Source organism: Cryptosporangium sp. NPDC051539 (assembly GCF_044454545.1).
Classification (GTDB): domain Bacteria; phylum Actinomycetota; class Actinomycetes; order Mycobacteriales; family Cryptosporangiaceae; genus Cryptosporangium.
Window position 1 is genome coordinate 362,066 of sequence record NZ_JBITDV010000004.1, and the last position, 25,526, is coordinate 387,591.

Annotated in this window: 28 protein-coding genes and 1 tRNA gene; 18 read left to right on the plus strand and 11 right to left on the minus strand. The window is 71.9% G+C overall.

Annotated elements, in window-relative coordinates:
* Positions 1-7: 7 nt before the first annotated feature.
* Positions 8-664 (minus strand): zf-HC2 domain-containing protein, encoded by a 657-nt coding sequence (locus tag ACIBZJ_RS15285; RefSeq protein ID WP_395929737.1) that lies wholly within the window; start codon positions 662-664, stop codon positions 8-10.
* A gap of 33 nt (positions 665-697) precedes the next feature.
* Between ACIBZJ_RS15285 and ACIBZJ_RS15290 the strand changes: the two genes are divergently transcribed.
* The 3 genes from ACIBZJ_RS15290 to ACIBZJ_RS15300 all read left to right on the plus strand — a co-directional run bounded on the left by ACIBZJ_RS15290 (position 698) and on the right by ACIBZJ_RS15300 (position 3,046).
* On the plus strand, positions 698-1,243 hold the full coding sequence (locus ACIBZJ_RS15290) for a sigma-70 family RNA polymerase sigma factor (RefSeq protein WP_395929739.1): 546 nt from the start codon (positions 698-700) through the stop codon (positions 1,241-1,243).
* 592 nt (positions 1,244-1,835) lie between these two features.
* The gene (locus ACIBZJ_RS15295) at positions 1,836-2,318 is read left to right on the plus strand and encodes a MauE/DoxX family redox-associated membrane protein (RefSeq protein WP_395929741.1); all 483 of its coding nucleotides are present in this window, start codon (positions 1,836-1,838) and stop codon (positions 2,316-2,318) included.
* Positions 2,315-3,046, plus strand: coding sequence for a DsbA family protein (locus ACIBZJ_RS15300; protein WP_395929744.1), 732 nt, complete (start codon positions 2,315-2,317; stop codon positions 3,044-3,046). The genes ACIBZJ_RS15295 and ACIBZJ_RS15300 overlap by 4 nt, the downstream gene beginning before the upstream one ends.
* Here ACIBZJ_RS15300 and ACIBZJ_RS15305 read toward each other — a convergent pair.
* From ACIBZJ_RS15305 to ACIBZJ_RS15320, 4 genes are read right to left on the minus strand one after another with little or no spacing between them, the layout of a single operon-like run.
* Entirely contained in the window at positions 3,043-3,801 is a 759-nt protein-coding gene (locus ACIBZJ_RS15305) for an energy-coupling factor ABC transporter ATP-binding protein (RefSeq protein ID WP_395929746.1), read from the minus strand. The two genes, ACIBZJ_RS15300 and ACIBZJ_RS15305, sit on opposite strands and share 4 nt — an antisense overlap.
* Positions 3,786-4,541, minus strand: a complete 756-nt coding sequence (gene cbiQ, locus ACIBZJ_RS15310) for a cobalt ECF transporter T component CbiQ (protein ID WP_395929748.1) — start codon at positions 4,539-4,541, stop codon at positions 3,786-3,788. The genes ACIBZJ_RS15305 and cbiQ overlap by 16 nt, the downstream gene beginning before the upstream one ends.
* Positions 4,541-4,906: a PDGLE domain-containing protein gene (locus tag ACIBZJ_RS15315; protein WP_395929750.1), complete on the minus strand. Its 366-nt coding sequence runs from the start codon at positions 4,904-4,906 to the stop codon at positions 4,541-4,543. Before ACIBZJ_RS15315 ends, cbiQ begins: the two co-directional genes overlap by 1 nt.
* Complete coding sequence (locus ACIBZJ_RS15320) at positions 4,903-5,595, minus strand: energy-coupling factor ABC transporter permease (RefSeq protein ID WP_395930242.1); 693 nt, start codon at positions 5,593-5,595, stop codon at positions 4,903-4,905. Before ACIBZJ_RS15320 ends, ACIBZJ_RS15315 begins: the two co-directional genes overlap by 4 nt.
* Positions 5,596-5,716: 121 nt before the next feature.
* On the opposite strand from ACIBZJ_RS15320, the gene bcp reads away from it, so the two are divergent.
* Positions 5,717-6,193 carry a thioredoxin-dependent thiol peroxidase gene (gene bcp, locus ACIBZJ_RS15325; protein ID WP_395929753.1) on the plus strand — a complete coding sequence of 159 codons (477 nt, stop codon included), beginning with the start codon at positions 5,717-5,719 and terminating at the stop codon, positions 6,191-6,193.
* A 29-nt stretch (positions 6,194-6,222) separates the two neighbouring features.
* Positions 6,223-6,306, plus strand: a tRNA-Leu gene (locus ACIBZJ_RS15330).
* Between the two features lie 3 nt (positions 6,307-6,309).
* Here the strand turns inward: ACIBZJ_RS15330 and ACIBZJ_RS15335 are convergent.
* The gene (locus tag ACIBZJ_RS15335) at positions 6,310-6,507 is read right to left on the minus strand and encodes a hypothetical protein (protein WP_395929755.1); all 198 of its coding nucleotides are present in this window, start codon (positions 6,505-6,507) and stop codon (positions 6,310-6,312) included.
* A 364-nt stretch (positions 6,508-6,871) separates the two neighbouring features.
* Positions 6,872-8,506, minus strand: a complete 1,635-nt coding sequence (locus ACIBZJ_RS15340; protein ID WP_395929757.1) for a substrate-binding and VWA domain-containing protein — start codon at positions 8,504-8,506, stop codon at positions 6,872-6,874.
* A gap of 474 nt (positions 8,507-8,980) precedes the next feature.
* Between ACIBZJ_RS15340 and egtA the strand changes: the two genes are divergently transcribed.
* The 6 genes from egtA (at position 8,981) to ACIBZJ_RS15370 (ending at position 15,058) form a co-directional block, all read left to right on the plus strand.
* Positions 8,981-10,303, plus strand: coding sequence for an ergothioneine biosynthesis glutamate--cysteine ligase EgtA (gene egtA / locus ACIBZJ_RS15345; protein WP_395929759.1), 1,323 nt, complete (start codon positions 8,981-8,983; stop codon positions 10,301-10,303).
* Positions 10,300-11,613: an ergothioneine biosynthesis protein EgtB gene (gene egtB / locus ACIBZJ_RS15350; RefSeq protein ID WP_395929761.1), complete on the plus strand. Its 1,314-nt coding sequence runs from the start codon at positions 10,300-10,302 to the stop codon at positions 11,611-11,613. Before egtA ends, egtB begins: the two co-directional genes overlap by 4 nt.
* Complete coding sequence (gene egtC, locus ACIBZJ_RS15355) at positions 11,606-12,367, plus strand: ergothioneine biosynthesis protein EgtC (protein ID WP_395929763.1); 762 nt, start codon at positions 11,606-11,608, stop codon at positions 12,365-12,367. Before egtB ends, egtC begins: the two co-directional genes overlap by 8 nt.
* On the plus strand, positions 12,367-13,371 hold the full coding sequence (egtD, locus tag ACIBZJ_RS15360) for an L-histidine N(alpha)-methyltransferase (protein ID WP_395929765.1): 1,005 nt from the start codon (positions 12,367-12,369) through the stop codon (positions 13,369-13,371). The genes egtC and egtD overlap by 1 nt, the downstream gene beginning before the upstream one ends.
* A gap of 106 nt (positions 13,372-13,477) precedes the next feature.
* Entirely contained in the window at positions 13,478-14,302 is an 825-nt protein-coding gene (gene murI / locus ACIBZJ_RS15365; RefSeq protein ID WP_395929767.1) for a glutamate racemase, read from the plus strand.
* Positions 14,303-15,058, plus strand: a complete 756-nt coding sequence (locus ACIBZJ_RS15370; protein WP_395929769.1) for an MBL fold metallo-hydrolase — start codon at positions 14,303-14,305, stop codon at positions 15,056-15,058.
* A gap of 20 nt (positions 15,059-15,078) precedes the next feature.
* On the opposite strand, the gene ACIBZJ_RS15375 is transcribed toward ACIBZJ_RS15370, so the two are convergent.
* On the minus strand, positions 15,079-15,786 hold the full coding sequence (locus tag ACIBZJ_RS15375) for an MBL fold metallo-hydrolase (RefSeq protein ID WP_395929771.1): 708 nt from the start codon (positions 15,784-15,786) through the stop codon (positions 15,079-15,081).
* Positions 15,787-16,093: 307 nt separating this feature from the next.
* Between ACIBZJ_RS15375 and ACIBZJ_RS15380 the strand changes: the two genes are divergently transcribed.
* The 7 genes from ACIBZJ_RS15380 (at position 16,094) to ACIBZJ_RS15410 (ending at position 22,429) form a co-directional block, all read left to right on the plus strand.
* Positions 16,094-17,233: a glycosyltransferase family 4 protein gene (locus tag ACIBZJ_RS15380; RefSeq protein WP_395929773.1), complete on the plus strand. Its 1,140-nt coding sequence runs from the start codon at positions 16,094-16,096 to the stop codon at positions 17,231-17,233.
* Positions 17,230-18,471 carry a glycosyltransferase gene (locus ACIBZJ_RS15385; RefSeq protein ID WP_395929775.1) on the plus strand — a complete coding sequence of 414 codons (1,242 nt, stop codon included), beginning with the start codon at positions 17,230-17,232 and terminating at the stop codon, positions 18,469-18,471. Before ACIBZJ_RS15380 ends, ACIBZJ_RS15385 begins: the two co-directional genes overlap by 4 nt.
* Positions 18,417-19,274: an SGNH/GDSL hydrolase family protein gene (locus ACIBZJ_RS15390; protein ID WP_395929777.1), complete on the plus strand. Its 858-nt coding sequence runs from the start codon at positions 18,417-18,419 to the stop codon at positions 19,272-19,274. Before ACIBZJ_RS15385 ends, ACIBZJ_RS15390 begins: the two co-directional genes overlap by 55 nt.
* Before the next feature lie 10 nt (positions 19,275-19,284).
* Positions 19,285-20,043 carry a ribonuclease PH gene (gene rph / locus ACIBZJ_RS15395; RefSeq protein WP_395929779.1) on the plus strand — a complete coding sequence of 253 codons (759 nt, stop codon included), beginning with the start codon at positions 19,285-19,287 and terminating at the stop codon, positions 20,041-20,043.
* On the plus strand, positions 20,040-20,654 hold the full coding sequence (rdgB, locus tag ACIBZJ_RS15400) for an RdgB/HAM1 family non-canonical purine NTP pyrophosphatase (protein WP_395929781.1): 615 nt from the start codon (positions 20,040-20,042) through the stop codon (positions 20,652-20,654). Before rph ends, rdgB begins: the two co-directional genes overlap by 4 nt.
* A 56-nt stretch (positions 20,655-20,710) precedes the next feature.
* Positions 20,711-21,979: a mechanosensitive ion channel family protein gene (locus ACIBZJ_RS15405; protein WP_395929783.1), complete on the plus strand. Its 1,269-nt coding sequence runs from the start codon at positions 20,711-20,713 to the stop codon at positions 21,977-21,979.
* 234 nt (positions 21,980-22,213) lie between these two features.
* On the plus strand, positions 22,214-22,429 hold the full coding sequence (locus tag ACIBZJ_RS15410) for a hypothetical protein (protein WP_395929785.1): 216 nt from the start codon (positions 22,214-22,216) through the stop codon (positions 22,427-22,429).
* On the opposite strand, the gene ACIBZJ_RS15415 is transcribed toward ACIBZJ_RS15410, so the two are convergent.
* From ACIBZJ_RS15415 to ACIBZJ_RS15425, 3 genes are all read right to left on the minus strand, one after another.
* On the minus strand, positions 22,414-23,682 hold the full coding sequence (locus ACIBZJ_RS15415) for a DNA polymerase III subunit beta (protein ID WP_395929787.1): 1,269 nt from the start codon (positions 23,680-23,682) through the stop codon (positions 22,414-22,416). The two genes, ACIBZJ_RS15410 and ACIBZJ_RS15415, sit on opposite strands and share 16 nt — an antisense overlap.
* Before the next feature lie 61 nt (positions 23,683-23,743).
* A complete protein-coding gene (locus tag ACIBZJ_RS15420; protein ID WP_395929789.1) occupies positions 23,744-24,529 on the minus strand; it encodes an ABC transporter permease in 786 nt (261 codons plus the stop codon).
* Positions 24,526-25,434: an ABC transporter ATP-binding protein gene (locus tag ACIBZJ_RS15425; protein ID WP_395929791.1), complete on the minus strand. Its 909-nt coding sequence runs from the start codon at positions 25,432-25,434 to the stop codon at positions 24,526-24,528. The genes ACIBZJ_RS15420 and ACIBZJ_RS15425 overlap by 4 nt, the downstream gene beginning before the upstream one ends.
* Positions 25,435-25,526: the final 92 nt, after the last annotated feature.

Consider the following 25,526-nt stretch of genomic DNA (forward strand, 5'->3'; position numbering starts at 1 on the left):
ACGACGGTCATACCTGCCTCGGCAACGGCTCCGGAGCCGCTTGCGTTCGATCGGTGCGTGCCAGGAGCCACAGCAGGAGAGCTTGCACTCCGGCGAGCAGGTGATTCAGCTCGTGCCCGAATTGCGCGGCTCCGTCGACGATGTCGATCGAACTCGTCACCAACAGACAACCAGCCAGCGCCACCGCGACCGGCACCAGGGCCCGTGCCCAGGCCGGACGCCCGGCGACGAACAGGAACCCGATCGCGACCGCGACGTCGAAGGAGGCCATCTCGCGGCCGGTGTGCACGGCGCCGCTGGAGCCCGGCTCGGCGATCAGCGCGGGGAGCGCGAGCAGGAGCTGGGCGATCGCCGAGAACCCGAGCGCCCACCGCAGGACGCCCGCGTGCACCATGCTCGGGGCTTTCGTCCGGGGCGCTCGGTCGGCGGCGACGGCGGCCAGCACGGTGGCGGTGAGGTCGGGAACGTCGGCCTCCCGCCACCGGACCCCGGCCGCGGCGGTGGCGTCGACCGCGGCCGCACGCCAGGCTCGGCATTCGGCGCACTCGGCGAGATGGGTGTCGAGGGCGGCCCGGTCGGTTCCTGGGTCCTCGCCGTCCGCCAGGGCGGACAGGGCGACCCGAATCTGCGCGCACTGCATAGTGCAGTAGTCGTCCGCTGTCACCGAATGGTTCCCCGGCAAAAGTAGTCTGGGTCCGTGGCCACCGGAGACGACGTCAGCAACGACGACGTCACCGGGTGGGCACTGCGCGCCCAGCAGGGAGATCCGCTGGCCATGGCCGCGTTCGTGCGCGCGACCCAGCCCGACGTGTGGCGGTTCTGCGCCTCGCTGGTCGACGTGGACGCCGCCGACGACCTCACTCAGGAGACCTATCTGAGGGCGTTCCGCGCGCTGCCCGGATTCGCCGCGCGGGCCAGCGTCCGGACCTGGTTGTTGGGGATCGCGCGGCGCACCTGCGCCGACCACCTCCGCACGGTGGTGCGGCGCCGGCGCTTGGACGAGGTGCTGCGCGCACGCCTGCCCGGCGGCGGAGCCGCCCCCGACCCGTCCGGCGCGTCGGCCGCCACCGACCTCCTGGACCGTCTACCCGCAGAACGCCGGGCCGCCTTCGTACTGACCCAACTGGCCGGACTCTCCTACCAGGAAGCCGCCACGGTCGAAAACGTCCCGATCGGCACCATCCGCAGCCGAGTAGCCCGAGCAAGAGAAGACCTAATAACGGCCCTCAGCCAAGCCCGCTAACCCGGGCCCGCCACGAAGCCGCACCCAACCTCCGAGGGCCCCTAGGCGCGAGCGCTGACCAGGAGCCCGCCCAGGGCGCGCTGACAGTCGAGCCCACCAACGCCGCAGCCCACCCGGTTCCCCCACAAAAGAAGCCGCACCCAACCTTCAAGCGTCGCCACCCGCGACCCGTTCCGACCCGGAGCCCGCCCACAAAGATGAAAGGCAAGCCTGGAGGAGGGGCGTCCTCCAGGCTTGCCCTGGACCGGCGGCCACGCGCGAACGCCGGTCGCTTCGGAGGCGCGGTGCCCCTCGAGCCGACGCAGGGCGACTCGAGGTGGTGCCGCGACCCGGGTCCCTGTTCTCTCCCACCCGGGCCACGACCACCCACCGCTCCGCCCGCCTGCCCTGGCCGCCCACCTCCGACGACCGGGACCGCGCTGCGGTGAACCCAGTTCACCCCAGCCGCGACCGATCGGCCACTGATCCAGGCACCATTACGCACCACTTAATGGCGGCTTGAGAGATCTCACCAAACGTGTCCCACCAGCCACTTCGACGTGGCGTACCGCACACTGGGAACCGATCAGCCCGCGCGAACGACCAATGAACGATGCCGACGACACGAACCGACCTACTCCGATGGCTGCCGCTCGCGGCCCGCCTCGTGCTCGGCGTCGTCTGGCTCTGGGCCGGTGGCGCCAAGGCCACCGACCTGGCCGCTTCGGTGCGGGCCGTACGGGCCTACCAGCTGCTGCCCGACGGCGTCGCGACCGTCGTGGGCGCGGGTCTTCCCTGGCTCGAGATCGTGCTCGGCCTCCTGCTGATCGCGGGCGCCGCCGTCCGATTCGGAGCGCTGTTCTCCGCGGTGCTGCTGATGGTCTTCCTGATCGGCATCATCTCCGCGGCGGCCCGCGGGCTCCGGATCGACTGCGGCTGCTTCGGCAGCGGCGGCCAACTCGACCCCGATCAGAGCACCGCCTACACCCTCGAAATCCTCCGCGACAGCGCGCTGCTCCTCGTGGCCCTGGCGCTCGCGAGGTGGCCGCGCGGCCGGCTGGCCGTCGACAACTGGATCTCCGGAGACCTGACATGAGTGGGAAAGCATCGAACCGGGCCCGCCGGATCGCCGCCGAGCGGCTCGCCGCCCAGCGCGCTGCCGAGAAACGGCGCCGGGCGATCCTCGTCTCGGTCATCGCGCTGGCCGTGCTCGTGGTCGCCGCCGGGATCGGCGTCGTCGTCTACCGCAGCGGCCAGCCCGAGAACGTCGTGCTGCCGAAGAGCGCCACCCGAACCGGCGTCACCGTCGGCAAGGCGTCCGCGCCGGTCACCGTCGACGTCTACCTCGACTTCCAGTGCCCGATCTGCAAGCAGTTCGAGGCCCAGAGCGGCCCGACGCTGCAGAAGTACGTCGACGAGGGCACGGTCAAGATCGACTACCACCCGGTCGCCTACCTGGACCGGTTCTCGTCCGGTACCAAGTACTCCAGCCGGTCGTCGGCGGCTTCCGGCTGCGCGTCGGACGCCGGGCAGTTCCCCGCGTTCCTCACCGCGCTCTACGACAACCAGCCGGAGGAGAACGGCACCGGCCTCACGAACAGCAAGATGATCTCGCTGGCACAGAGCGCGGGCCTCACCGGCGACTCGTTCGCGAAGTGCGTCAACGACCAGGACTACGCCAACTGGACGAAATCGGTCACCGACGAAGCGTCCAAAGCCGGGGTGAACGGAACGCCGACGGTCAAGGTCAACGGGACCGCCCTGCAGAACCCCACCACTGCCGCTCTGACCTCGGCGATCGATTCGGCGAAGCTGAAGAGCTAGCGGAGAGCGACCGACGGGTCGAAGCCGTACGGGAGCTCGAGGCGGTGCTCGCGCATCAGGTCGGCGTCCATCAGGAGCTGGGGCGTCGGAGCGTCGGCCACCACCACCCCACCGTCGAGCAGCACCGCCCGCGGGCACAGCTCCAGTGCGTAGGGCAGGTCGTGGGTGACCATCAGCAGCGTCACGTCCAGTCCGAGCAGGATGTCGGCCAGCTCCCGGCGGCTGGCCGGGTCGAGGTTGCTCGACGGCTCGTCGAGCACCAGGATCTCCGGCCGCATGGCCAGTACGGTGGCGACGGCGACCCGGCGGCGCTGGCCGAAACTCAGGTGGTGCGGGGCCCGGTCGGCGAAGTCCTGCATGCCGACGGCTTCCAGCGCCTCGGTGACCCGGTCGCGCAACTCCTGCCCACGCAGGCCGAGATTCGCCGGCCCGAACGCCACGTCCTCGGCGACCGTCGGCATGAACAGCTGGTCGTCGGGGTCTTGGAAGACGATCCCGACCCGCCGTCGGATCTCTTGCACGTTGTTCTTGGCGACGGCCAGACCCGCGATCCGGACGCTGCCCGCACCTGCGGTGTGGATCCCGTTGAGATGCAGCACCAGCGTGGTCTTCCCGGCGCCGTTCGGGCCGAGCAGGGCGACCCGCTCCCCTCTCTGCACGGTCAGGTTGACGCCGAACAGCGCCTGCCGCCCGTCGGGGTACGCGAAGGCGAGGCCCTCGACGTCGAGTGAAGGGTCGGTTATGCGGTCAGCCACGCCGCAACGCTAACCGCAGCGGCGGCGGCCGGGATGCTCAAGGCGGTGGCCCACTGCCTCGGGGCCGGTCGTTCGGCGACTCCGCCCGGCAGCGACCCGTTGTAGCCGCGGGAGAGCATCGCCACGTAGACCCGCTCCCCACGCTCGTACGAACGCAGGAAAAGGCTGCCGATCGACGTCGCGAAAGCCCGGACCTGCCAGAGGAACCGCGGGTCGTGGCAGCGCGAGAGGCGCGCGACGCGCATCGCGCGCGCGTTGCCGGTGATCACGTCGAGGTAGCGGAGCATGAACGTCGCGATCTGGACGATCGGCGCGGGCGTCCGCAGACGTTGCAGACCGAGCAGCAGGTCGCGGCCGGACGTGGTCGCGGCCAGCAGCAGGCTGGCGAAGACGCCGAGCGTTCCCTTGGCGACGATGTTCCAGCCGGCCCAGAGGCCGGTTTCGCTGAGTCCCAAGAAGGTCGTCGGACCGCCCTCGATGAACGGGAGAAGCACGGCGAGCACCACGAACGGCGCCTCGATCAGGCCGCGGGAGGCCAGCCAGCCGGCCGGGATGCGCGCGGTGGCGGCGACCGCCGACAGGAGGAGCGCGTAGAGGCCGAACGCCCAGATCGCCTCCCGGGGCGTCGCGACGACGCTGAGGACGAAGGCGAGCGCCGCGACGATCTTGATCTGGGCCGGGAGGCGGTGCACCGCGCTGGCGCCGGGCCGGTGGAGAGGATGCGCGTGGCCGGCGCCCATCAGATGTCGCTCGGGGTGGGCTCGCGGTCGCTCGGCGTTCGGCGGCGGATCACCCAGAACAGGCCGCCGCCGATCGCGCCGACCACCAGAACGCCGACGACGCCGGACAAGCCGGTGGAGAGCGCGCTGTTGTGGATGCCGCGAATGCCGTAGTTGGCCAGCGGCGAGTCCTTCGCGTCGTGCTCCTTGGCCGACTTGGCCAGACAGTTGCCGCCGGTGATGTGGTCGTTGGCGTCGAACGTGCAGCCTTCGCGCGCGGTGGCGTCGAGCCCGTCCGGCTTCGAACTGGCCGCGGTGCTCACGAGGCCGGCCAGGATCAGCGCGACCAGCAGCCCGAGTCCGAGGAAAATTCCGGTCCGCTTCACGCGTTGCTCCCCACCGGGCTCGTGATCAGGAGCGGCTTCTCGCGGTAGCGGCGCAGCGCGTAGACGAGGTCGGGACGCACGGCGGCGACCGTGGCCACCGTGGTCGCGGTGATCAGCCCCTCGCCGAGGCCGATCAGCAGGTGAACGCCGGCCATCGTCGCGGAGATCGGGCCGAGGGCCTTGTCGACCTCACCGCCGAGCGCGTACTCCAGGACGAAGCCCTGGGACGCCACCACGACCGAGATCGTCGCGGCCAGGAACGAGGCGACGACGATGCCGAGGCGGCTCTTCGGGAGCACTCTCAGCAGCAGGCTCACCACGCCGAACGCCACGAGCGTCGTGATGATCGCCATGTTCGTGATGTTCAGCCCCAGTGCCGAGAGACCGCCGTCAGCGAACAGCAGGCCCTGGACGAGCAGCACGGTCGCGACGCAGAGCGCGCCCACCCACGGACCGACCAGGATCACCGCGAGCGCCCCACCCAGCAGGTGCCCGCTGACGCCCGGCAGCACCGGGAAGTTGAGCATCTGCACGGCGAAGATGAACGCCGCTACCAGCCCGGCCATCGGCGCGAGCCGGTCGTCCAGATCGTGTCGGGCCTTGACCAGGCACAACGCGATCCAGGCGACGGCGAGGGCGCCGAAGACCGCCGAGACCGGCAGATTGACGATGCCGTCGGAGATGTGCATCGCCACGGGTGTCGGTTCCACCGCGCCTCCTTTGTGATGGCCTCACGCATCATCCCTGCTATTGCAAGCAACCTGCAATAGGGGAGATCTGGCGGCACCGCTCCCGCGCTAGGCTCCCGGCATGACTGCCGCACCTCGTCTCACTCCCGGTGACCCCGCTCCCGACTTCGAGCTGTCGGACGACGCAGGCAACACCGTGCACCTGGCCGACCTGCGCGGCCAGCGCGTCATCCTGTACGCGTACCCGTCGGCGATGACCCCGGGCTGCACGAAGCAGGCCTGCGACTTCCGCGACTCGCTGGACGCGCTGCACGCGGCGGGCCTGACCGTCATCGGCATCTCGCCGGACAAGCCGGAGAAGCTCGCGAAGTTCCGCGACAAGGAGTCGCTGACGTTCCCGCTCGTCTCCGACCCGGATCGCAGCGTGCTGTCGGCCTACGGCGCCTTCGGCGAGAAGACGATGTACGGAAAGACCGTCACCGGCGTGATCCGGTCGACGTTCGTGATCGGGGCGGACGGCAACGTCGAGAAGGCCCAGTACAACGTGAAGGCCACCGGGCACGTCGCGAAACTGCGTCGTGACCTCGGCATCGACTGATCGTTCCGGGTGCGTACGATGTCAGCCGAGCGGGAGTGGCGGAAAGGCTAGACGCGCCGGGTTTAGGTCCCGGTGTCCGAAAGGACATGTGGGTTCGACTCCCACCTCCCGCACCGCTACGGCGCGGCGCCGACGAGTTCGTCCTCGACGAACGCGGGCCTGGCCAACGTGGTCGCCGGGATCGCCGCCGCCAGGGCGACAGCGAGCAGAAACAGCAGCGGCAGGGTCCACCCGCCGCTCACGTCGTGCAACAGCCCGACCAGCAGCGGGCCGAGCGCGCAGGCCGAGGTAGCCGACCACGAAGCTCGCGACACCGGCCGCGATCAGCCAGCCGACGTTGCGCACCCGTGCGACGAGCAGGGCCGCGCGTGACCGCCACAGGCGCGTGACGAGGGCGGGGGGTGGGGACTCGACCGGCACGGCGTCCGAGGGCCGCCGGCGGCGCTCCCGCGCGAGGAGGACGAGCCACGGGACGAGCGCGACCACCGAGCTCACCGACCAGATGCCGAGCGAGAACCGCCAGCCGACCCGCTCGGAGACCGGAGCGGCGAGCGCGGCGGGCGCGGCCGTGCTCACACCCACGACGCAGACGTAGACGGCGGTCATCCGCAGCAGCGCGGCCACGCGTCCCGCCCACAGCGGGAGGCGGCGGAGCTCGGACATCCCCCCGCGAGCGATCTAGCCTTCGCCTCCGATGAGGGTGGCCAGGAACACCTTCTCGATGTCGGCACCCGTCTTCGCCGGGTACGCGTTCCCGCCAACCGCCTGCGTGATCGTCTTCAGCTCGTTCAGGTCCGTATCCGGCCCGTACCCGATGATGACCACCTGCACCGGCTTGTCCGGGTCGGCCGTCGCCTTCAGCTGCTGGATCAGCTGCTGCTGCGTGATGCCGTCCGAGTCCTCGTTCTTCCCGTCGGTCATCATCACGACCATGTTGAGCCGGTTGTCACCCAGCCAGTGCGCCTGCATGAACTTGTACGCGGCCAGCATGGTGTCGTAGAGCCCGGTCGAGCCCTCCGGCACCAGGTTGTTGTAGATCGTCGCGTCCAAGGCCTGCTTGCGCGTGGTGCCGTCCGGGAGCTTCGCCGCCACCGGACCGATCGGCACCATCTCCTCGTAGTCCTTGTCGCCGTCCAGCTTGGTGGAGAAGCGCCAGCTCCCGACGTGCGTGTCCGGGTTGAACAGGGCGTCGGCCCGCAGACAGGCCTGCTGGACGACCTGCATGCGCGTGCCGGTGCCGTCCGGCGCCGGCTCGCCCATCGAGCCCGAGCTGTCGATGACCGCGAGGATGTTCGCCTTGCGCTGCAGCGCGGTCCAGAATCCGACCGTCTGGTCGACCGACTTGATGTCGGGCAACTGCCGGGCTTCGGACGTCGACTGGCTGCCCGTGCCCAGGTCGGTGTCGAGCCCGACCGCGTACTGCGTGGACATCTGCGGGTCACGGAAACCGGCCTGGCCGTACGCCTTCTGCGCGTCCTCGCCCTGCAGGTACTTCAGGAACTCGCCGGCGACCTGCTTGCGCACCGAGTCGACCCAGTCGGCCTTCAGCACGAGGTACTGGTAGTCGGCGTAGACGGTGCCCTCGTCCGGGTTGATCGCGACCAGCGGCACCTTGGGCTTCGAGTTGTCGTACGCCGCCACCTGCGCCTCGGTCGCCGGGAACGGCCCGGCGTTGGCGAGACCGGCCTCGGCGTTCGTGACCTTCTTCATGTTCGCGAAGAAGGTGTCGCTGGTGACCGCGTCGACCGTCGACGCACGCGCGAGCAGCAGCGCGTTGCCGAGCTCGGTCTCGGTCACCGAGTTGTCGCCGTCGGCGTCGGCGACCGAGAGCAGCGTGCCCAGCGCCGGGAAGGACGCCCTCGGGTCACCGATGCCCATCTTGATCGGGCCCCAGACCGAGTGCTGGTACTTCGTCCAGGTGGTGCCGGCCACCCGGGCCTGCGCCAGTTCGGCCCAGGAGAGCGCCTTGTCGGGCCAGCCGAGCGCCTCGGCCATCGGCCGCGGCAGCGTCATGACGACCGGAGAGGTCGCGACGCGCGTCGGCTCGCCGGAGACCATCTGGGCGACGTCCGGCCGGGCGCCGGTGCGCTCGATCCAGACCGGCGAGTCGGGCATCCAGACGTCGACCCGCGGGTCGCCCGAGGTTTCCTTCCAGTTCGGCGTGAGCGAACTGGCGACCTCGGCCGACTGGACCGCCCGCACGGAGATCTCGGCGCAGCGGCCGTCGATCTCCGGGGCGTCCTTCTGCCATTTCGCCGCGAGGGACTGCACTACCGGAGCCTGGTCGGGCGAGGCCGCGATCGACAGTTGCACCGGGGTTCCGCCACAACTGGCCGTCACCCATAAGTAACCAAAAGTAGTGCCGCTGACCACGGTCGCCAGTACGATCGCTACGACCACCCAGGGGGCGATCGCCCGCTTCCGCCGGGCTACCGCGCCGGAGGCGCCGACCCGGTCGGCTGCGGATCGTCGGCTAACTTGCAAACTGCGGTGTCGACCGCGAGCCATCATTGCTCCGCGTTAGGCGTTGACACCCGTCAGCGTCAACAACGTCCATCACTTCGGTCACGTACGGCGGAGCATACGCAGCGCGGGGGGCGCACCGCGGGCCGCCGGCAGAACCAGTGGGATTCCACCTTTTTGTCGAATCCTCTGGGGGCCGAACGGCCCGCCTCACTCATCTTTTTGTCACGAACTGTGTGCCTGCACGACACCACGTCCGCGTGCGGGTCGGAAAAAACCGAGGCAGCATGGCCCGAGGCAGCACGGTGACTCGGAGGTGGACACGTGTCCGAAACCACGGTGACGCCGACCCGGACGATCTCGGCCCGACCGGCGGAAGACCCGCTCGTCGAGCCGATTCGTACCCGGGCCGACGCTGAGGCATTCATCGCGAAGATCTGTTTCAAGATCGGACCACCGCGGCTCGCGGGAATCGAGCTGGAACGGCTGATCTACGACTCGACCGACCCTTTGGCAGTACTGACCCCGGAACGGCTCGCGTCCGCGTTGGGACGCTGGAGCCCACCGATTCTCACCACCCCTTCCGCCGATCCCACGGCGCTCGGCCGGCCTCTGCCGGCCGGTTCGACGGTCACCGTCGAGCCCGGCGGCCAGGTCGAACTCTCGACCCAGGCCTGGGGAACGTTCGCCGATTGCCTGGCGGCGGCCGACACCGACGCGGACGCGGTGCGCGCCGCGCTCGCCCGCTCCGGCCTCGCCGTCGGCCACTCCGGCATCGACGCCCACCGCCCGGCCGGCCGCATCGTCGAGAAGGCGCGGTACGCGGCGATGGAACGGTACTTCGACCGCGACGGGAACGACGCCGGCCGGCTCATGATGGGCTCGACGGCGTCCGTGCAGCTCTCGGTCGACGCCGGCACCGAGACCGGTGAGCACGCGTTCGCCGAACGGTGGCGGACCCTGCACGCGGCCGGGCCGGCTCTGGTCGCCGCGTTCGCGAACTCGCCGATCTACGCGGGCGCGCCGACCGGGTGGTACTCCACCCGTCAGCGCGTCTGGCTCCGGCTCGACCCGGGCCGCACGAGCGCGGCCGACACCTCCGGCGACCCCCGTGCGGCCTACGCGCGGGCCGCGCTCGACGCGCGGCTCCTCTGCCTGCCGAACGACTCCGACCGCTGGGACGCCCCGGCCGGCGTCACGTTCGGCGACTGGCTGGACGGTGCGCTGGACCGGCCGGCCACCTACGCCGACCTCGAATACCACCTGAGCACGCTGTTCCCGCCGGTCCGGGCGAAGGGCTTCCTGGAAATCCGGTACCTCGACGCTCAGATCGGCGACGACTGGCGGGTGCCGCCGGCCGTGCTCTGGACGCTCCTGACCTCACGGCAGACCCGCGACGCCGCCCTGGCCGCCGTCGAGCCGCTCGGCCCCCCGGACTGGCCCGGCGCCTGGGCCCGTGCGGCCCGCCTGGGCCTCACCGACCCGGACCTCGCCCGGGCCGCGTCCGCGCTGCTGGCGATCGCGATCGAGGGCGCGGACGCGGCCGGTCTCCCCCGTGCCGTCGCCCGCCAGATCACCGGGTTCGCCGAGCGCTACACGTTCCGCGGCCGTACCCCCGCCGACGACCAGCTGGAGGAGAACCGATGACGATCGACGCGCTCCGGCACTCCCCCGAGCAGCTGCGCACCCGGATCGCGGACGAACTGAGGCGCGCCCGCGACCGCAGTACCGTCCTCACCGACGCCGTCGACCAGGACGACCTGGTCCGCCAGCACTCCCCCCTGATGTCGCCGCTGGTCTGGGACTACGCACACATCGGCAGCCAGGAGGAGCTCTGGCTGGTCCGGGACGTCGGCGGCCGCGACCCGCTACGCCCGGACATCGACCGGATCTACGACGCGTTCCAGACCAAACGCGCCGACCGCCCGTCGCTGCCGATGCTCAGCCCGGACGAAGCCCGCGCCTACGTGGCCGAGGTGCGCAACAAGGCCCTCGACGTCCTCGAGCACACCCCGTTCGACGGTCGCCGCCTGGTCGAGGCCGGTTTCGCGTTCGGGATGATCGTCCAGCACGAGCAGCAGCACATCGAGACGATGCTGGCCACGCACCAGCTCCGGGAAGGCGCCCCGGTGCTCGACGCGCCCGCCCCGCCGGCCGGTTGCGCCCCGGCGCGCGACGAGATCTACGTCCCCGGCGGCATGTTCCTCATGGGCACCGACCTCGAACCGTGGGCACTGGACAACGAACGCCCGGCCCACGCGGTGGGCGTCGAGCCGTTCTGGATCGACACCGACCCGGTCACCAACGCCCGGTACACGGCCTTCATCGACGCCGGGGGGTACGAGGACGAGCGGTGGTGGACGCCGGAAGGCTGGGCCCACCGCCACGCCGCGGGCCTCCGGGCACCGCAGTTCTGGCACCGGAACGGCGACACCTGGTGGCGCACCCGCTTCGGCCACGTCGAGCCCGTCCCGGCGGACGAGCCCGTGCAGCACGTCTGCTGGTACGAGGCCGACGCCTACGCCCGCTGGGCCGGCAAGCGCCTGCCCACCGAGGCCGAGTGGGAGAAGGCCGCCCGCTACGACCCGGAGTCCGGCCGCAGCCTGCGTTATCCCTGGGGCGACGAGGACCCCGCGCCGGAGAACGCGAACCTGGGCGGGACGTATCTCCGGCCCGCCCCGGTCGGTGCCTATCCGGCGGGCACGTCCCCGCTCGGGGTCAGAGGACTCGTCGGAGACGTCTGGGAGTGGACGTCGTCCGATTTCCGCCCCTACCCGGGCTTCGCGATGTTCCCGTACCCGGAGTACTCCGAGGTGTTCTTCGGGCCGGAGTACAAGATCCTGCGCGGCGGCTCCTGGGCCGCCGACCAGAGCGCGGTCCGGGCCACGTTCCGCAACTGGGACTACCCGATCCGCCGCCAGATCTTCAGCGGCTTCCGGTGCGCACGGGATGTGTAGGCACCTCGCGTACCTGGGCCCCGCCGTCACCCTGCACGAACTGCTGGTCGAACCCGAGCACGGCCTATACCGGCAGTCCTGGGAGCCCCGGCGCCAGCGGCACGGCACGGTCAACGCCGACGGCTTCGGCGTCGGCTGGTACGCACCCGGCGACCTGGTGCCGGCCCGCTACCGGCGGGACCGGCCGATCTGGGGCGATCCCAACCTGCTCGACCTGGCCCGGGTGATCCGGTCCGGCGCCGTGCTCGCCGCCGTCCGCTCCGGCACCGAGGGGATGGGTTTCGCGGAGGCGGCGGCCGCTCCCTTCGCGTCCGGACGGTGGCTTTTCAGCCACAACGGCGCCGTACCCGGCTGGCCGGGGTCGCTGCACGGCCTGGCGGCGGCCCTGCCGCCGGAGACCCTCACCCGCCTGGAGGCGCCGACCGACTCGGCGCTGCTCTGGGCTCACGCCCGGCATCGGCTGGCCGCAGGCGTCCCGCTGCCGGTCGCGTTGTCCGAGACCGTCGCCAAAGCTCTGGCGGACGCCCCGGGAGCACGGCTGAACCTGCTCGCGACCGACGGCACCACGATCGTGGCCACGGTCCGGGGCGACACGCTCAGCTGGCGCCGGGCCACGCCGGCCGGTGTCGTCGTCGCCTCCGAGCCCACCGACGACGGTCCGGGCTGGCACGACGTCCCCGACGACTCACTACTCGTAGCCACCGCCGACGGAGTCACCGTCACCTCGCTCGCCCTCACTGCGGAGGTCTCTTGATGCCCGCCACGATCGCCAGCACCCTTGTCGTCGAGAACCACCTGCCTGCCGACTTCATCGCCCGCGCGCTGCGCCAGGACGTGATCACCGGGCTCACCGCACCGGACAAGTGGCTGCCGCCGCGCTGGTTCTACGACGACCGGGGCAGCGAGCTGTTCGATGAGATCACCCGGCTGCCCGAGTACTACCCGACCCGCGCCGAGCGCTCGATCCTGCGGGCCAGGGCGGCCGAGATCGCCGAGGTCTCGGCCGCGACCAGCCTGGTCGAGCTCGGCGCGGGCTCGGCCGAGAAGACCCACCTGCTCGTCGACGCGCTGCGCGCCACCGGCAGCCTGCGCACGTACGTCCCGGTCGACGTGTCGGACGCCGCGCTGCGCGGCGCCGCGGCCGGGCTGCTTTGGGAAGCCGCACTGCACGAGGAGTACGGCGGCCTGGCCGTGCACGCGGTCGTGGCCGACTTCGAGCGTCACCTGGATCGGCTGCCGGTGGACGGGCACCGGATGGTCGCGCTCCTCGGCGGGACGATCGGCAACCTGGCGCCGCCCGACCGGGCCCGGTTCCTGCACGACGTGCGGGCCGCTCTGCGACCCGGCGAGACGCTGCTGCTCGGCACCGACCTGGTGAAGTCCCCGGACGTCCTGGTCCCCGCCTACGACGACGCGGCCGGCGTCACCGCGCAATTCAACCGGAACGTACTGAACGTTCTGAATCGCGAGCTCGGCGCGGACTTCGAGCTCGACGCGTTCGATCACGTCGCCGTCTGGGACGCCCGGCAGGAGTGGATCGAGATGCGGCTGCGCGCCCGGCACGCGATGCAGGTGCGGATCCCGGCCGTCGAGCTCACCGTCGACCTCGAGCGCGGCGAGGAGATCCGCACCGAGATCTCGGCCAAGTTCCGCCGCGAGGGCGTGGCCGCCGAACTGTCGGCGGCCGGATTCGGGCTGACCCGCTGGTGGACGGATGACGAAGGGCGCTTCGGAGTGAGTCTGGCCACCGCCGGGTGACGGCGTCGTGACCCCCGTCGCCCGATTCCGGTGACGGTCACGACACTGCTCGCCGAGTTAGCTTCCGGACAGACAGACCACTACCCCTGCCGCGTACGCTCGCGGCGTGATGGACGCGCCAATCGGCATTTTCGACTCCGGAGTCGGCGGGCTCACGGTGGCGCGTGCCGTACTTGACCAGCTACCGAACGAGCAACTGAGCTACGTCGGCGACACCGCGCACGTGCCCTACGGGCCGCGCCCGATCGCCGAGGTACGCCGGTTCGCGCTGGCGGTGCTCGACCACCTCGTCGAGCAGGACGTGAAGATGTTGGTCATCGCGTGCAACAGCGCGTCCGCGGCCTGCCTGCGCGACGCCCGGGAGCGCTACGACGTGCCGGTCGTCGAGGTCGTGCTGCCGGCCGTGCGGCGGGCGGCCGCGGCGACCCGCAACGGCCGGGTCGGGGTGATCGGCACCAGGGCGACGATCACCAGCGGCGCGTACGAGGACATGTTCGCGGCCGCGCCCGGCGTGACCGTGACCGGTGTGGCGTGCCCGGAGTTCGTCCCGTTCGTCGAGCGGGGGGTGACGAGCGGCCGCCAGCTGCTCGGGCTCGCCCAGGCGTATCTGGAGCCGTTGCAGCGCGCCGAGGTCGACACGTTGGTACTGGGGTGCACACACTATCCCCTGCTGGCCGGAGTGATCAGCCTGGTGATGGGGGACGGTGTCACGCTGGTGTCGAGCGCCGACGAGACCGCCAAGGACGTCTACCGCGAGCTCACCGCGCGCGATCTGCTGCGCGGTGACGACACGGGGCCGCCGCGGCATCGATTCTTGGCGACCGGTGATCCGGAGCCGTTCGCGCGGCTCGGACGCCGCTTTCTCGGGCCGGAGGCCGCCGTGGTGGGTTCCCTTACGCTGCCTAGAACCACGCAGGTGGAGGTCGCCTGAATGAAGCTTTCCGTCCTGGGTTGTGCCGGCAGCTTCCCCGGCCCCGACTCCCCTTGCTCCGCGTACCTGCTCGAGGCAGAGGGGTTCCGGCTGCTGATGGATTTCGGCAACGGAGCGATGGGCGCACTCCAGCGCCACCCGGCCGGGCTCCAGGGCATCGACGCGATCGTGCTCTCGCACCTGCACTGCGACCACGTCGTGGACGCCTGCGTATACATGGTGGTCCGCCGGTACGACCCGGCGGGCAAACACCCTCCGATGCCCCTGTACGGCCCGGTCGGCGCGGGTGAGCGGCTCGCGCAGATCTACGGCCCGGAAGAGGGCGTCCGCGGCGTCGACGACGTGTACGACGTGAAGACCCTGCAGTCGGGACGCTTCGCGATCGGCCCGTTCACGGTCGAAGCGGCCCGGGTCAACCACCCGGTCGAGACGTACGGCCTGCGCGTCGAGCACGGCGACTCGGCGATCGCGTACTCGGCCGACACCGGCCGGAGCGAGGCGCTCGTCGATCTGGCGCGCGACGTGGACCTGTTCCTCTGCGAGGCGTCCTATTTAGAAGACAAGCCGCACCCGCCGGATCTGCACCTGACCGGCCGGGAGGCCGGCGAGTACGCGACCAGGGCGGGCGCACGCAGCCTGGTGCTCACCCACCTGGTGCAGGCCTGGGGCGATCCGCGGAAGACGCTCGCGGAAGCGGTCGGCGCCTTCAAGGGCCCGGTCGAGCTGGCCTACGCGGGCGCGGAGTACGTGATCTGACTCCGCGCCCGGTGGGGCACTTACGCCACCGTGTTGGGACAGCGTGCCATCGCGGTGGTGCGGAACGAGTCTTCGCTGGCGCTCTCCACCAGCACGACGCCCTCGTCCAGATGGCACGGTGCCAGCAGCACTCCACGCTCGGCCGCGACCGACAGCAACCGCCGCCGGGTCTTCGCCGCGTCTTCCGTGCTCTCTTCGTACCGGTAGGCGAGCCCGGCAGACGTCATCTGACCGCGGTGCACGAACGCGTCACCGGTGATCAGCAGCGGCCGGTCGGGAGCGTCGACCAGCAGGCACTGGTGACCGGGCGTGTGCCCGGGCGCCAGCACCAGGTCGAGCCGTTCGTCGAGCGTCGCCGCGCCGGTGACCTCGACCAGCAGCTGCGCCTCCATCAGCGGCTTGATGTGGGAGTCGTACAGCTCCTCGTACTCTTCGCCGGATTCGCGCAGCCATTTTAGCTCCGCGGTCTGCACCACGTGCCGCGCGTTGGCGAAGTACGGCTTGGGGGCGTCCTCGTCGGCCACCACCCAGCCGATGTGATCAGGGTGCAGGTGGGTGAGGATCACGTCGGTGATCTCGTCCGGCTCGACGCCGAGCGCGGCCAGTTCCTCGGGCAGCCGCCCCGGGCGCCCGAACCACTCCCCGGCCGGCGCCCATTCGGGGCCGATACCGGCATCCACCAGCACTGTCCTGGTCGGCGTCCGGACCAGGTGGCAATGCACATGCATGGGCCACCGGCCGCTGTTCCCGGCATCGGGGAACGCGTCCTCGAGAGGTTCGGGGAACGAGCCGGCGGCGTCACACAAGGTTGTCACCGTCAGGTCGGCACCCAACCTGAGCGTGTCGGTTGGCACGTCACCTCCGCTAGCCGGGCGATCACAGTGATGACCCGGTGGAGCCATCCTGCCTCTTTGCCGGACGCGGCGCACAGAAGGTAGCCGAGTTCGCCGGACGCGGACACCATTGGCCGGTAGTTCCCCTTCCGGCCATCCGGTAGTGACCAGGGGAAAAGCCACGATCGCGACGCTGCTCTGTATGCGTGTCGCGATCATCACGGAGTCGTACTCGCCGGACGTCAACGGGGTGGCCCACTCGGTGCTGCGGACCGTCGAGCATCTGCTCGCCCGCGGGCACGAGCCACTGGTGGTGGCGCCGGAAAGCACGGCGGTACCCCGGGGGGTCCTGCCGGACATCCCCGTGGTTCGGGTACCCAGCGTGGGGCTGCCCGGCTACGCGAGCTTCCGCGTCGGGCTGCCGACGCGTCGCGTGGCCGCCGCCCTCCGCCGGTTCCGGCCCGACGTCGTCCACCTCGCCTCACCGTTCGCGCTGGCCGCCCAGGGCGCGTTCGTCGCCGCCCGCCTCGAACTGCCCGCGGTGGCGATCTACCAGACCGACGTCCCCGGTTTCGCGGGCTTCTACAAGCTCGGCGCCGGACGCGCGGCGGCGTGGCGGTGGCTCAAGCGCGTGCACGGGCTCACCGCGCGGACGCTGGCGCCGTCCAGTGCCACCGCGACCGAGCTGAGCGCACACGGCATCGGGCCGGTGCACCTGTGGCCCCGGGGCGTCGACGCGGTGCGGTTCGACCCGTCCAAACGATCGGACGCGCTCCGGACGCGGATCGGCGCGTCGCCGGACGACGTCCTGGTCGGCTACATCGGGCGGCTCGCGCCGGAGAAGCGCGTCGACCTGCTCGGGCCGGCCAGCGAGTCGGACGGCGTCCAGGTCGTGATCATCGGCGACGGACCGGCCGCGCCCGGGCTGAAGAAGCACCTGCCGAAGGCGCACTTCCTCGGTGAGATCGTCGGTGACGAGCTCGCCACCACGTTCGCCAGCCTCGACGTCTTCGTCCACACCGGGGCCCACGAGACGTTCTGCCAGACCGTGCAGGAGGCGATGGCGTCCGGGGTGCCGGTCGTGGCACCGGCGGCGGGTGGTCCGGTCGACCTCGTCCGCACCGGCCGCACCGGCTACCTGGTGACGCCGGAGGACGCCTCCGCGGTCACGGTCGCGGTGCGGGCCCTGGCCGGGGACGCCGCACTGCGGCACGAGTTCGGCGCGGCCGGGCGGGCCGCGGTCGCGGGACGCAGCTGGACCGCGGTCGGCGACGCGCTGATCGGCCACTACACCGACGTGATCGGCGGAGCAGCGACCCACCCGGTGGAGCGGGCCGCGTGAGCGATCCCGGGACCGGTCGGCTCACCGGCGAACCGGCCGCGCGGCCGGCCACGATCGTGCGGCTGGCGAATTTCGTCGGGCCGCGCTCCGGCGGTCTGCGTACCGCGTTGCAGGAGCTGGGCCGCGGCTACCTGGCCGCCGGGCACCACCCGGTGCTGGTGACGCCGGGCCCGCGCTTCGGCGACGAGGAGACCCCGCACGGCCGGGTGATCACGCTGCCCGGCCCGATCGTGCCGTGGATGGGCGGCTACCGGGTCGTGCTCGGCCGTCGCCGGCTGACCGCACTGCTGGACGAGTTGCGCCCGGACCGGCTCGAGGTGTCCGACCGGACGACGCTGCGCTGGACCGGCACCTGGGCGCGACGGCGCGACGTGCCGTCGATCATGGTGTCGCACGAGAACGTCACCGCGCTCCTGACGATGGCGCTGCCGCGCTGGGCTCCGGCCCGGCGGATCGCCGACGGGCTCAACCAGCGGACCGCCGGCCGCTACGACCAGATCGTCGCCACCACCGAGTTCGCCGCGGCGGAGTTCCGCCGGCTCGGGGCCACCGGGCTGGTGAAGGTGCCGCTCGGCGTCGACCTGGAGCGTTTCACCCCGGCGCTGCACGATCCGGCGCTCCGGGCCGAGCTGGCCCGGCCCGGCGAGTTGCTGCTGGTCCACTGTGGGCGGCTCTCGCCCGAGAAGCGGGTGGATCGGTCGGTGGACGCGCTGGCGGCGCTCCGCGCCCGGGGCGTCCCCGCGGTGCTCGTCGTCGTGGGCGACGGGCCGCGCAGACCCGCGCTCGAACGCCGGGCGCGCGGGTTGCCGGTGCAGTTCCTCGGATTCGTGCCCGATCGGGTGCACGTGGCCCGCCTGCTGGCGACCGCGGACGCGGTACTGGCGCCGGGTCCGGCGGAGACGTTCGGCCTGGCCGCGCTGGAGGCGATGGCGTGCGGAACACCGGTCGTGGCGGCCGGGGACGGCGCGCTGGGCGAGGTGATCGGTGACGCGGGCGTGGCGGTCGCCGGAAACCAGGGGGTCCGCTTCGCCGAGGCCGTACTGGAGCTGGCGGCCCGGCCGGAGGCCGACCGGCGGGCGGCGGCCCGTCGTCGCGCGCAGCGATACGACTGGCCGAGCGCGGTGAACGGCATGCTCGCCGCGCACGGCCTGGACCCGTTCCGGACGTTCGAGGAGGTGGCGTCGTGGCCGAGAGCGACCGTGCGGGCATCCGCTTCGCGGCGCTCGGTGATTCGGTGACCGAGGGGCTCGGGGATCCGCTGCCCGGCGGTGGCTGGCGCGGCTGGGCCGCGTTGCTCGCCGAGAGCTTCGGCGGGCCCGCGTTCGTCAATCTCGCGACCAGCGGCGCGACGACGCTGCGGGTGCTCGACGAACAGTTGCCGTCGGCGCTGCGGTTCGCGCCGACGATGGCGAGCGTCGTCGTGGGCGTGAACGACGTGCTGCGGCCCGGCTTCGATCCGTCGGCCATCGAGGATCGGCTGGACTCGGTGGTGGGCGCGCTGTGCGCGTCCGGCGCCGTCGTGCTGACCGCGCGGATGCCCGACGCCGGCGGGATGCTGCGGCTGCCCGGCGCGCTCCGGCGTCCGCTGAGCCGGCGTACCGAGTCCCTCAACGAGGCGGTCCGCAACGTCGCGCAGCGGCACCGGACCGTGCACGTCGACCTGGCCGACCACCCCGCGGTGGTCGATCGGGCCGCCTGGCACGTCGACCGGCTGCACCCGAACGAACGCGGGCACCGGGTGGTCGCCCGGGAGTTCGCCGGTGCGCTGGAGCTGCGGGGGATTCCGGTCCCGAGGTTCCCGTCCGCGGAGCCGGGCGGCGGGGCGAGGACGCGGCCGTTCGAACACGCCTGGTGGCTGGCGACCAAGGGCACCGGCTGGATGATCGACCGCGGTACCGACCTGGTGCCGTATCTGATGGGACTGGCGGCGCGGGAGGTCTGGGCGGCGATCCGTCCGTCGCGCCGGAGGCGTCCGGGGAGATCCGGCGGCACCCCGGAGGGGGCACGGCCGGGTGCCCGGGCGAGCGCCGGCGAGAGATAGGCTGCGCGCCATGACGGACTCCTCCACCGTGCTCTCGATCGGCCACCGCCCGGACGGCCGTCAGGCTGATGCGCTTCGCCCGGTCTCGTTCGAACGTGGCTGGTCAGACCATGCCGAGGGCTCGGTTCTGGTCGAGTTCGGCCGTACCCGGGTGCTCTGCACCGCGAGCGTCGTCGAGGGCGTGCCGCGCTGGCGCAAGGGCAGCGGCCTGGGCTGGGTCACCGCCGAATACGCGATGCTGCCGCGAGCCACCCACACCCGGGGCGACCGCGAGTCGGTCAAGGGACGCATCGGCGGGCGCACCCACGAGATCTCCCGGCTGATCGGGCGCAGCCTCCGCGCCTGCCTCGACCTCAAGGCGCTCGGCGAGAACACGATCACGCTGGACTGCGACGTCCTGCAGGCCGACGGCGGCACCCGCACCGCGGCGATCACCGGCTCTTACGTCGCGCTGGCCGACGCCGTGCAGTGGCTGGCGTCCCGGCACGCGCTCGCGGCGTCCCCGAAGAAGGCGCTGAAGAACTCGGTCGCCGCGATCAGCGTCGGTGTCATCGACGGTGAGCCCCGGCTCGACCTCAACTACGACGAGGACGTCAAGGCCGGCGTCGACATGAACGTGGTCTGCACCGGGGCGGGCGAGTTCGTCGAGGTGCAGGGCACCGGCGAGGCGATCACGTTCGGCCGCTCGACGCTGGACGCGCTGCTCGACCTGGCCGTCGCCGGCTGCGCGGAGCTGACTTCGCTGCAGGCGAAGGCCCTGGAGTCGTGAGCCTCACGCGGGTCGTTCTCGCGAGCCGGAACGCGAAGAAGATCGCCGAACTGCGGCGGATCCTGGCCGTGGCGGTGCCGCAGATCGAGGTCGTGGGTCTCGACGAGGTGCCGCCGTATCCCGAGACCGTCGAAGACGGGGCCACGTTCGAAGAGAACGCGCTGCTCAAGGCGCGCGAGGCCACGCAGGTGTCCGGGTTGCCGGCGATCGCCGACGACTCCGGCATCGCGGTGGACGCGCTGAACGGCATGCCGGGCGTGCTCTCGGCGCGCTGGGCCGGGCGTCCCAAGGACGACGAGCGCAACCTGCGGCTGGTGCTGGAGCAGGTCGGCGACGTGCCCGACACCCGCCTCGGCGCGGCGTTCGTGTGCGCGGCGGCGCTGGTGCTGCCGAGCGGCGAGGAGCACGTCGTCGAGGGCCGGATGGAGGGCTCGCTGGTGCGTGAGCCGCGGGGGACGAACGGGTTCGGGTACGACCCGATCTTCCTGCCGTCCGGATCCGGGCTGACCTCGGCCGAGATGTCCGCGGCCGACAAGGACGCGATCAGCCATCGCGGGAAGGCGTTCCGCGCGCTGGCCGATGTGTTGGCGGCCACTTTCACTACTGCCTGACGGAATCGGGGTACTCAGGGGATTGCGCAGTCCCCGACCCCGATGGGAGTCCGCTCGTGTTCGACGAGCTGCCCGATGTCGTCAAGACGCTGGCGACAACGGCGTTGAGCGTGATTTTCGCGCTCGTCCTGGTTCAGATCGTGCACCTCGCGGTACGCCGGATCGGTCGGCGTGCGCCGCTGTTCGACCAGCTGGCCACCCGTCTGCACCGGCCCGTGCAGGCGCTGGCCGGGATGCTGGCCGTGCAGGGAGCCCTACACGCCACGACTGCCGCCGGTGACTGGCGGGGACCGTTGCTGCACGGGATCTCCGTGCTGGTGATCTTCGCCTCCGCCTGGGTGGTCGGAGCGATCCTGATCGTCCTGGAGGACGCCGCGCTGTCGCGGTTCCGCACCGACGTGGAGGACAACAAGCGCAACCGGCGCGTGCACACCCAGATCATGGTCGTGCGCCGGGTCACGGTCGCGGTCGTCGTCGTGGTGGCGGTGGGAGCGGTGCTGGTGACGTTCCCGACCGCGCGGGCGGCCGGAGCCTCGCTGCTGGCGTCCGCCGGTATCGCGGGCGTGGTGGCCGCGCTGGCCGCCCAGTCGGTGCTCGGCAACGTGTTCGCCGGCGTCCAGCTCGCGTTCAGCGACGAGCTGCGCCTGGACGACGTGGTGGTCGTCGAGGAGGAGTGGGGCCGGGTCGAGGACATCACGCTGAGCTACGTCGTGCTGCACCTCTGGGACGACCGCCGGCTGACGCTCCCGACGTCGTACTTCACCACCAAGCCGTTCCAGAACTGGACGCGCAACGAGTCGGCGCTGCTCGGCGCGGTCGAGATCGACGTCGATTGGGCGGTGCCGACCGAGGACATGCGCCGCGAGCTGCGGCACATCTGCGAGGGCACCGACCTCTGGGACGGGCGGGCCTGCGTGTTCCAGGTGACCGACGCCGTCGGTGGCGTCGTCCGGGTGCGGGCGCTGGTGACCGCCACCGACGCCGGGACCCTGTTCGACCTGCGGTGTCACGTGCGCGAGCGGTTGGTGCAGTGGTTGCGGGAGAACCATCCGGAAGCGCTGCCGCGGTCGCGGTCCGACGTCACCGGGATACCGGGGCTGCGGATCGACAAGGTCGAGGGACTGAGCCGGGGCCCGGACGGTTCGCCGGGCGCGGGTTCAGACCGGTCGGACCGGTCGGACCGGCTTCTGGGGGCCGGGCGGGCGGTGCCGCTCGACGACGTGCCAGACGCCGGGCGGGATGCCCGGGTGTTCAGCGGGTCCGCCGACGGCCGCGAGCGGAACGCCGCGTTCTCGGGACCGACGGACGACAACAGCCGCGCTTGACCCGGCCGCCCTCGACCCGGCCGCGCTCGACCCGGCCGCGCTCGACCCCGCCGCGCTCGACCCCGCCGCGCTCGACCCCGCCGCGCTCGACCGGCCGCCCTCGACCCGTCGGGGGTCGACCCGTCGGGGGTCGGTCGCCTCCTGGGCCGGGCTCCGCGGAGCGCGGCGGGAGGCCGGGCGCGTCCGGGTGGCACGGGCCGGACAGAATGACGATCGCCTGCGGAGGAGGAACGGATGTCGGACGGCCTGCGGACGGTGCTGTACTGGCTCAGCGCGATCTTCGGCGTGCTGGGGGTGGTGCTGCTGCTGGTCTCGCTCCTGCAGACCACGGTGCGCAAGCGCCTGCAGGAGACGACGCCGATCCGCACCCTGGCGGTCGCGATCGTGCTGCTGGCCGGCGCCGCGATCGTGGTGGCCATCGCCCTCATCTGGCCTCACCCGCCGGAGTAGTCCACCCGGACCGGCTGGAGGACGTACGCGGCCTCGGCCCCGCCGGCGGGGCTGAGCATCACCGGCTTGAGCGGATCGTCGAACGACAGCGTGACGCGCGAGGCACCGACGGCCCGCAACCCGTCGAGCAGGTAGGCCTCGTTGAACGCGAGCGTGACCGGTGCGCCGGTGAACTCGGCGTCGATCGCCTCGCTGGCCTCCGCGTCCTGGGCACCCCGCGCCTCGACGGTCACCGAGCCGGACGCCGAACCCTTGACCGAACCGGCCGCTGACCCGCGTGCCGAACCGGGTGCTGACCCGAGTGCTGAACCGGCCGCTGACCCGGGTGCCAGCCGGAGCAGCACCGGGGACGTGCGGTCGGCGAAGAGTGCCACCCGTTTCACGACCTCGGTCAGCTCGGCCACCGGCATCGTCGCGACGGTCGGGCGCGGTGCGTCGAACAGGCGGCCCATCGGCGGGAACGTGCCCTCGAGCAACCGGGTGGTCAGTTGCCGTCCGGCCGCCGTGAACCCGATCGTGCCGCCGTCGAACACGCCCTCGTCGACGACGACCGCCAGCGTGTCGGGCACCGGGGCGAAGGCCCTGGCCGCGTCGAGCAGCGGCCGGGCCGGGACGAGGAACTCGCCTTCGCGTTTCGGATCGACCGGCTGCCAGGTCAGCTCACGTCGGGCGGCCCGGTAGCGGTCGGAGGCCAGCAGCGACATCCGGTCTCCCCCGACCGCGACCCGGACGCTGGTGAGGATCGGCAGCGACTCCTCGCGCGACGCAGCGGCGGCGACCTGGGCCACCGCGGCACCGAACAGCGTGGCATCGACGGTGCCGGTCGGTGCCGAGAGCACGGGTGGGCGCGCGTAGTCCTCCACCGGCATCGTCGGCAGCCCGAAGCGTCCGCCGCCGCAGCGCAGCCGCAGCACCCCGCCGGTGAGCTCGACGTCGATCGCCTGATCGGGCAGCGCCTTCGTGATCTCGACGAGGAGCCGGGCCGACACCAGCGCGCAGCCGGCCGCGCCGGACTCGCCGCCGGCCGTCCCGGCGCCGGCCGTCCCGGCATCGGCCGTCCCGGCATCGGCCGTCTCGACGGGGACGACGACGCGGGCGGACGACTCGCCGTCGAAGCTCGTGACGGTGAGCTCACCGCCCGCGAGTTCCAGCAGCGCCCCGCCGAGGTGCGGCCGCGCGGGGTGCACGGCGGCGCACCGGGTGCCCCACGTGACCGCCTCCGCGAGCGACTCGCGCTTGACCCAGAACCTCATGGCTGGCCGCCTCCCTAGTGCTCAGCGAACATTGTGAACCCCGGGTCGGACAGTTCCGCGCCTACTTGACCTCGTGGCGCAGGACCCGGACGGTTCCCGCGGCCAGCGGCACGGCGACCCAGACCGCTACCGACGTGGCCAGGCGGCCCCAGCTTCCCCCCGTCATCGAGTCCGTGAGCAGCGGATTGGTCGTCACGCTGAGGTCGAGCCACCCGGCCGCGTCCCGCAGCGCCGACACCGCCTCCCCGAGAATCGACCACGCCGTCGGGATCACGAAATACAGCACGATCGCCAGCCCCGACGCCAGCAGCAGCGCCCCGAACGCGATCCCCATCAGCATGTTGATGGTCTGGTACACAATCCCGTAGGCCACATCGGCGACGCCGAGGTCCCAGCCCCCGCCGCGCCCGAGCAGATCCGCCGCGACGTTCCCGAGCACGGCCACCGCCACCGCCACGGCCACCGATGCCAGTGCGATCGCGACCGCGGCCAGGACCTTGGCGAGGAGCACCCGCTCGCGTTTCGGCACCAGCGTGAACGTCACCAGCGACGTCCGCTGGTTCCACTCGCTGGTCACCGCGAGGATCCCCAGCACCGGCAGCAGCAACCCCGAACCGGCCAGCGCGAAGGCGAAGAACTCGTCCGCGGTCCGGGTGTCGGACGACCCGGCGAACAGCCGGATCAGCACCAGCCCCATCGTCACCAGCCCGACGCTGGCGAGCAGCCAGCGCCCGGCCCGGGTGTCGGCCATCTTGCGCAGCTCCACGAGCGTGAGCCGCCCCAGCGACGGCCTCTTCCCGGCCGTCACGTCGTGCGTACGGGTCTCCGGTTCCGCGATCGCGGTCATGCTGCAGCCTTTCCCGTGGTTGTCGCTGCCGTGAGCTGGAGGAACATCTCTTCCAGACCGCTTCCGTCCACCGGCCGGAGCTCGGTGAGCACGACCCCGCCGAGCGAGGCCGCCCGTCCGACCGCCTCGGCCTCGGCGTCCACGTCGAAGCTCCCGTCGGGATGCTCGGTCACGGTCAGGGCGGCGGTCTCCAGCGCCGCCCGGAGGGCCGTCGCGTCGGTGGCCCGCACCCGGACCCCCGCGGCCCGGAGCAGGTCGGCCTTGGTGCCCTGGGCGACGACCCGGCCGCTGCCGATCACGACGAGGTGATCGGCGATGACCTCGATCTCGCGCAGCAGGTGCGAGGAGAGCAGCACCGTGCCGCCGCGGTCGGCGAACTCGCGCAGCAGGCCGCGCATCCAGTAGATGCCCTCGGGGTCGAGGCCGTTCGCCGGCTCGTCGAGTATCAGCACGGTCGGGTCGCCGAGCAGGGCGTTCGCCAGGCCGAGGCGCTGCCGCATCCCGAGGGAGTACGCGCCCACCCGGCGGCTCGCCGCGACCCGCGGTAGCCCGACCCGCTCGAGCAGTTCGCCGACGCGCTTTCCGTCCACGCCGAGGACGCGGGCCGAGACGGCCAGCGTCTCGTGCCCGCTCCGGCCGGCGTGCTGCGCGGACGCGTCGAGCAGCACTCCGACCTCCCGGCCGGGGTTCGGCAGTTCCCGGTAGGGCAGACCGCCGATCGTCGCGCTCCCGGACGTCGGCGGTGTGAGGCCGCAGATCATGCGCAGCGTCGTCGACTTGCCGGCCCCGTTGGGCCCGAGGAAGCCGGTGACGCTACCGGGTTCGCAGCGGAACGAGATGTCGTCCACCGCTTTGAAGGCTCCGCGTGAGCCGTACGTCTTCGTGAGTCGATCCACCGTGATCATGCGGGAAAGCGTCGCGCCCGGCGACGTCCTCGGGCGTCGCCCGGAAGGCTACGGCGGATAGCCGAAGTCGCAGACCGGATGAACTTTGGTCG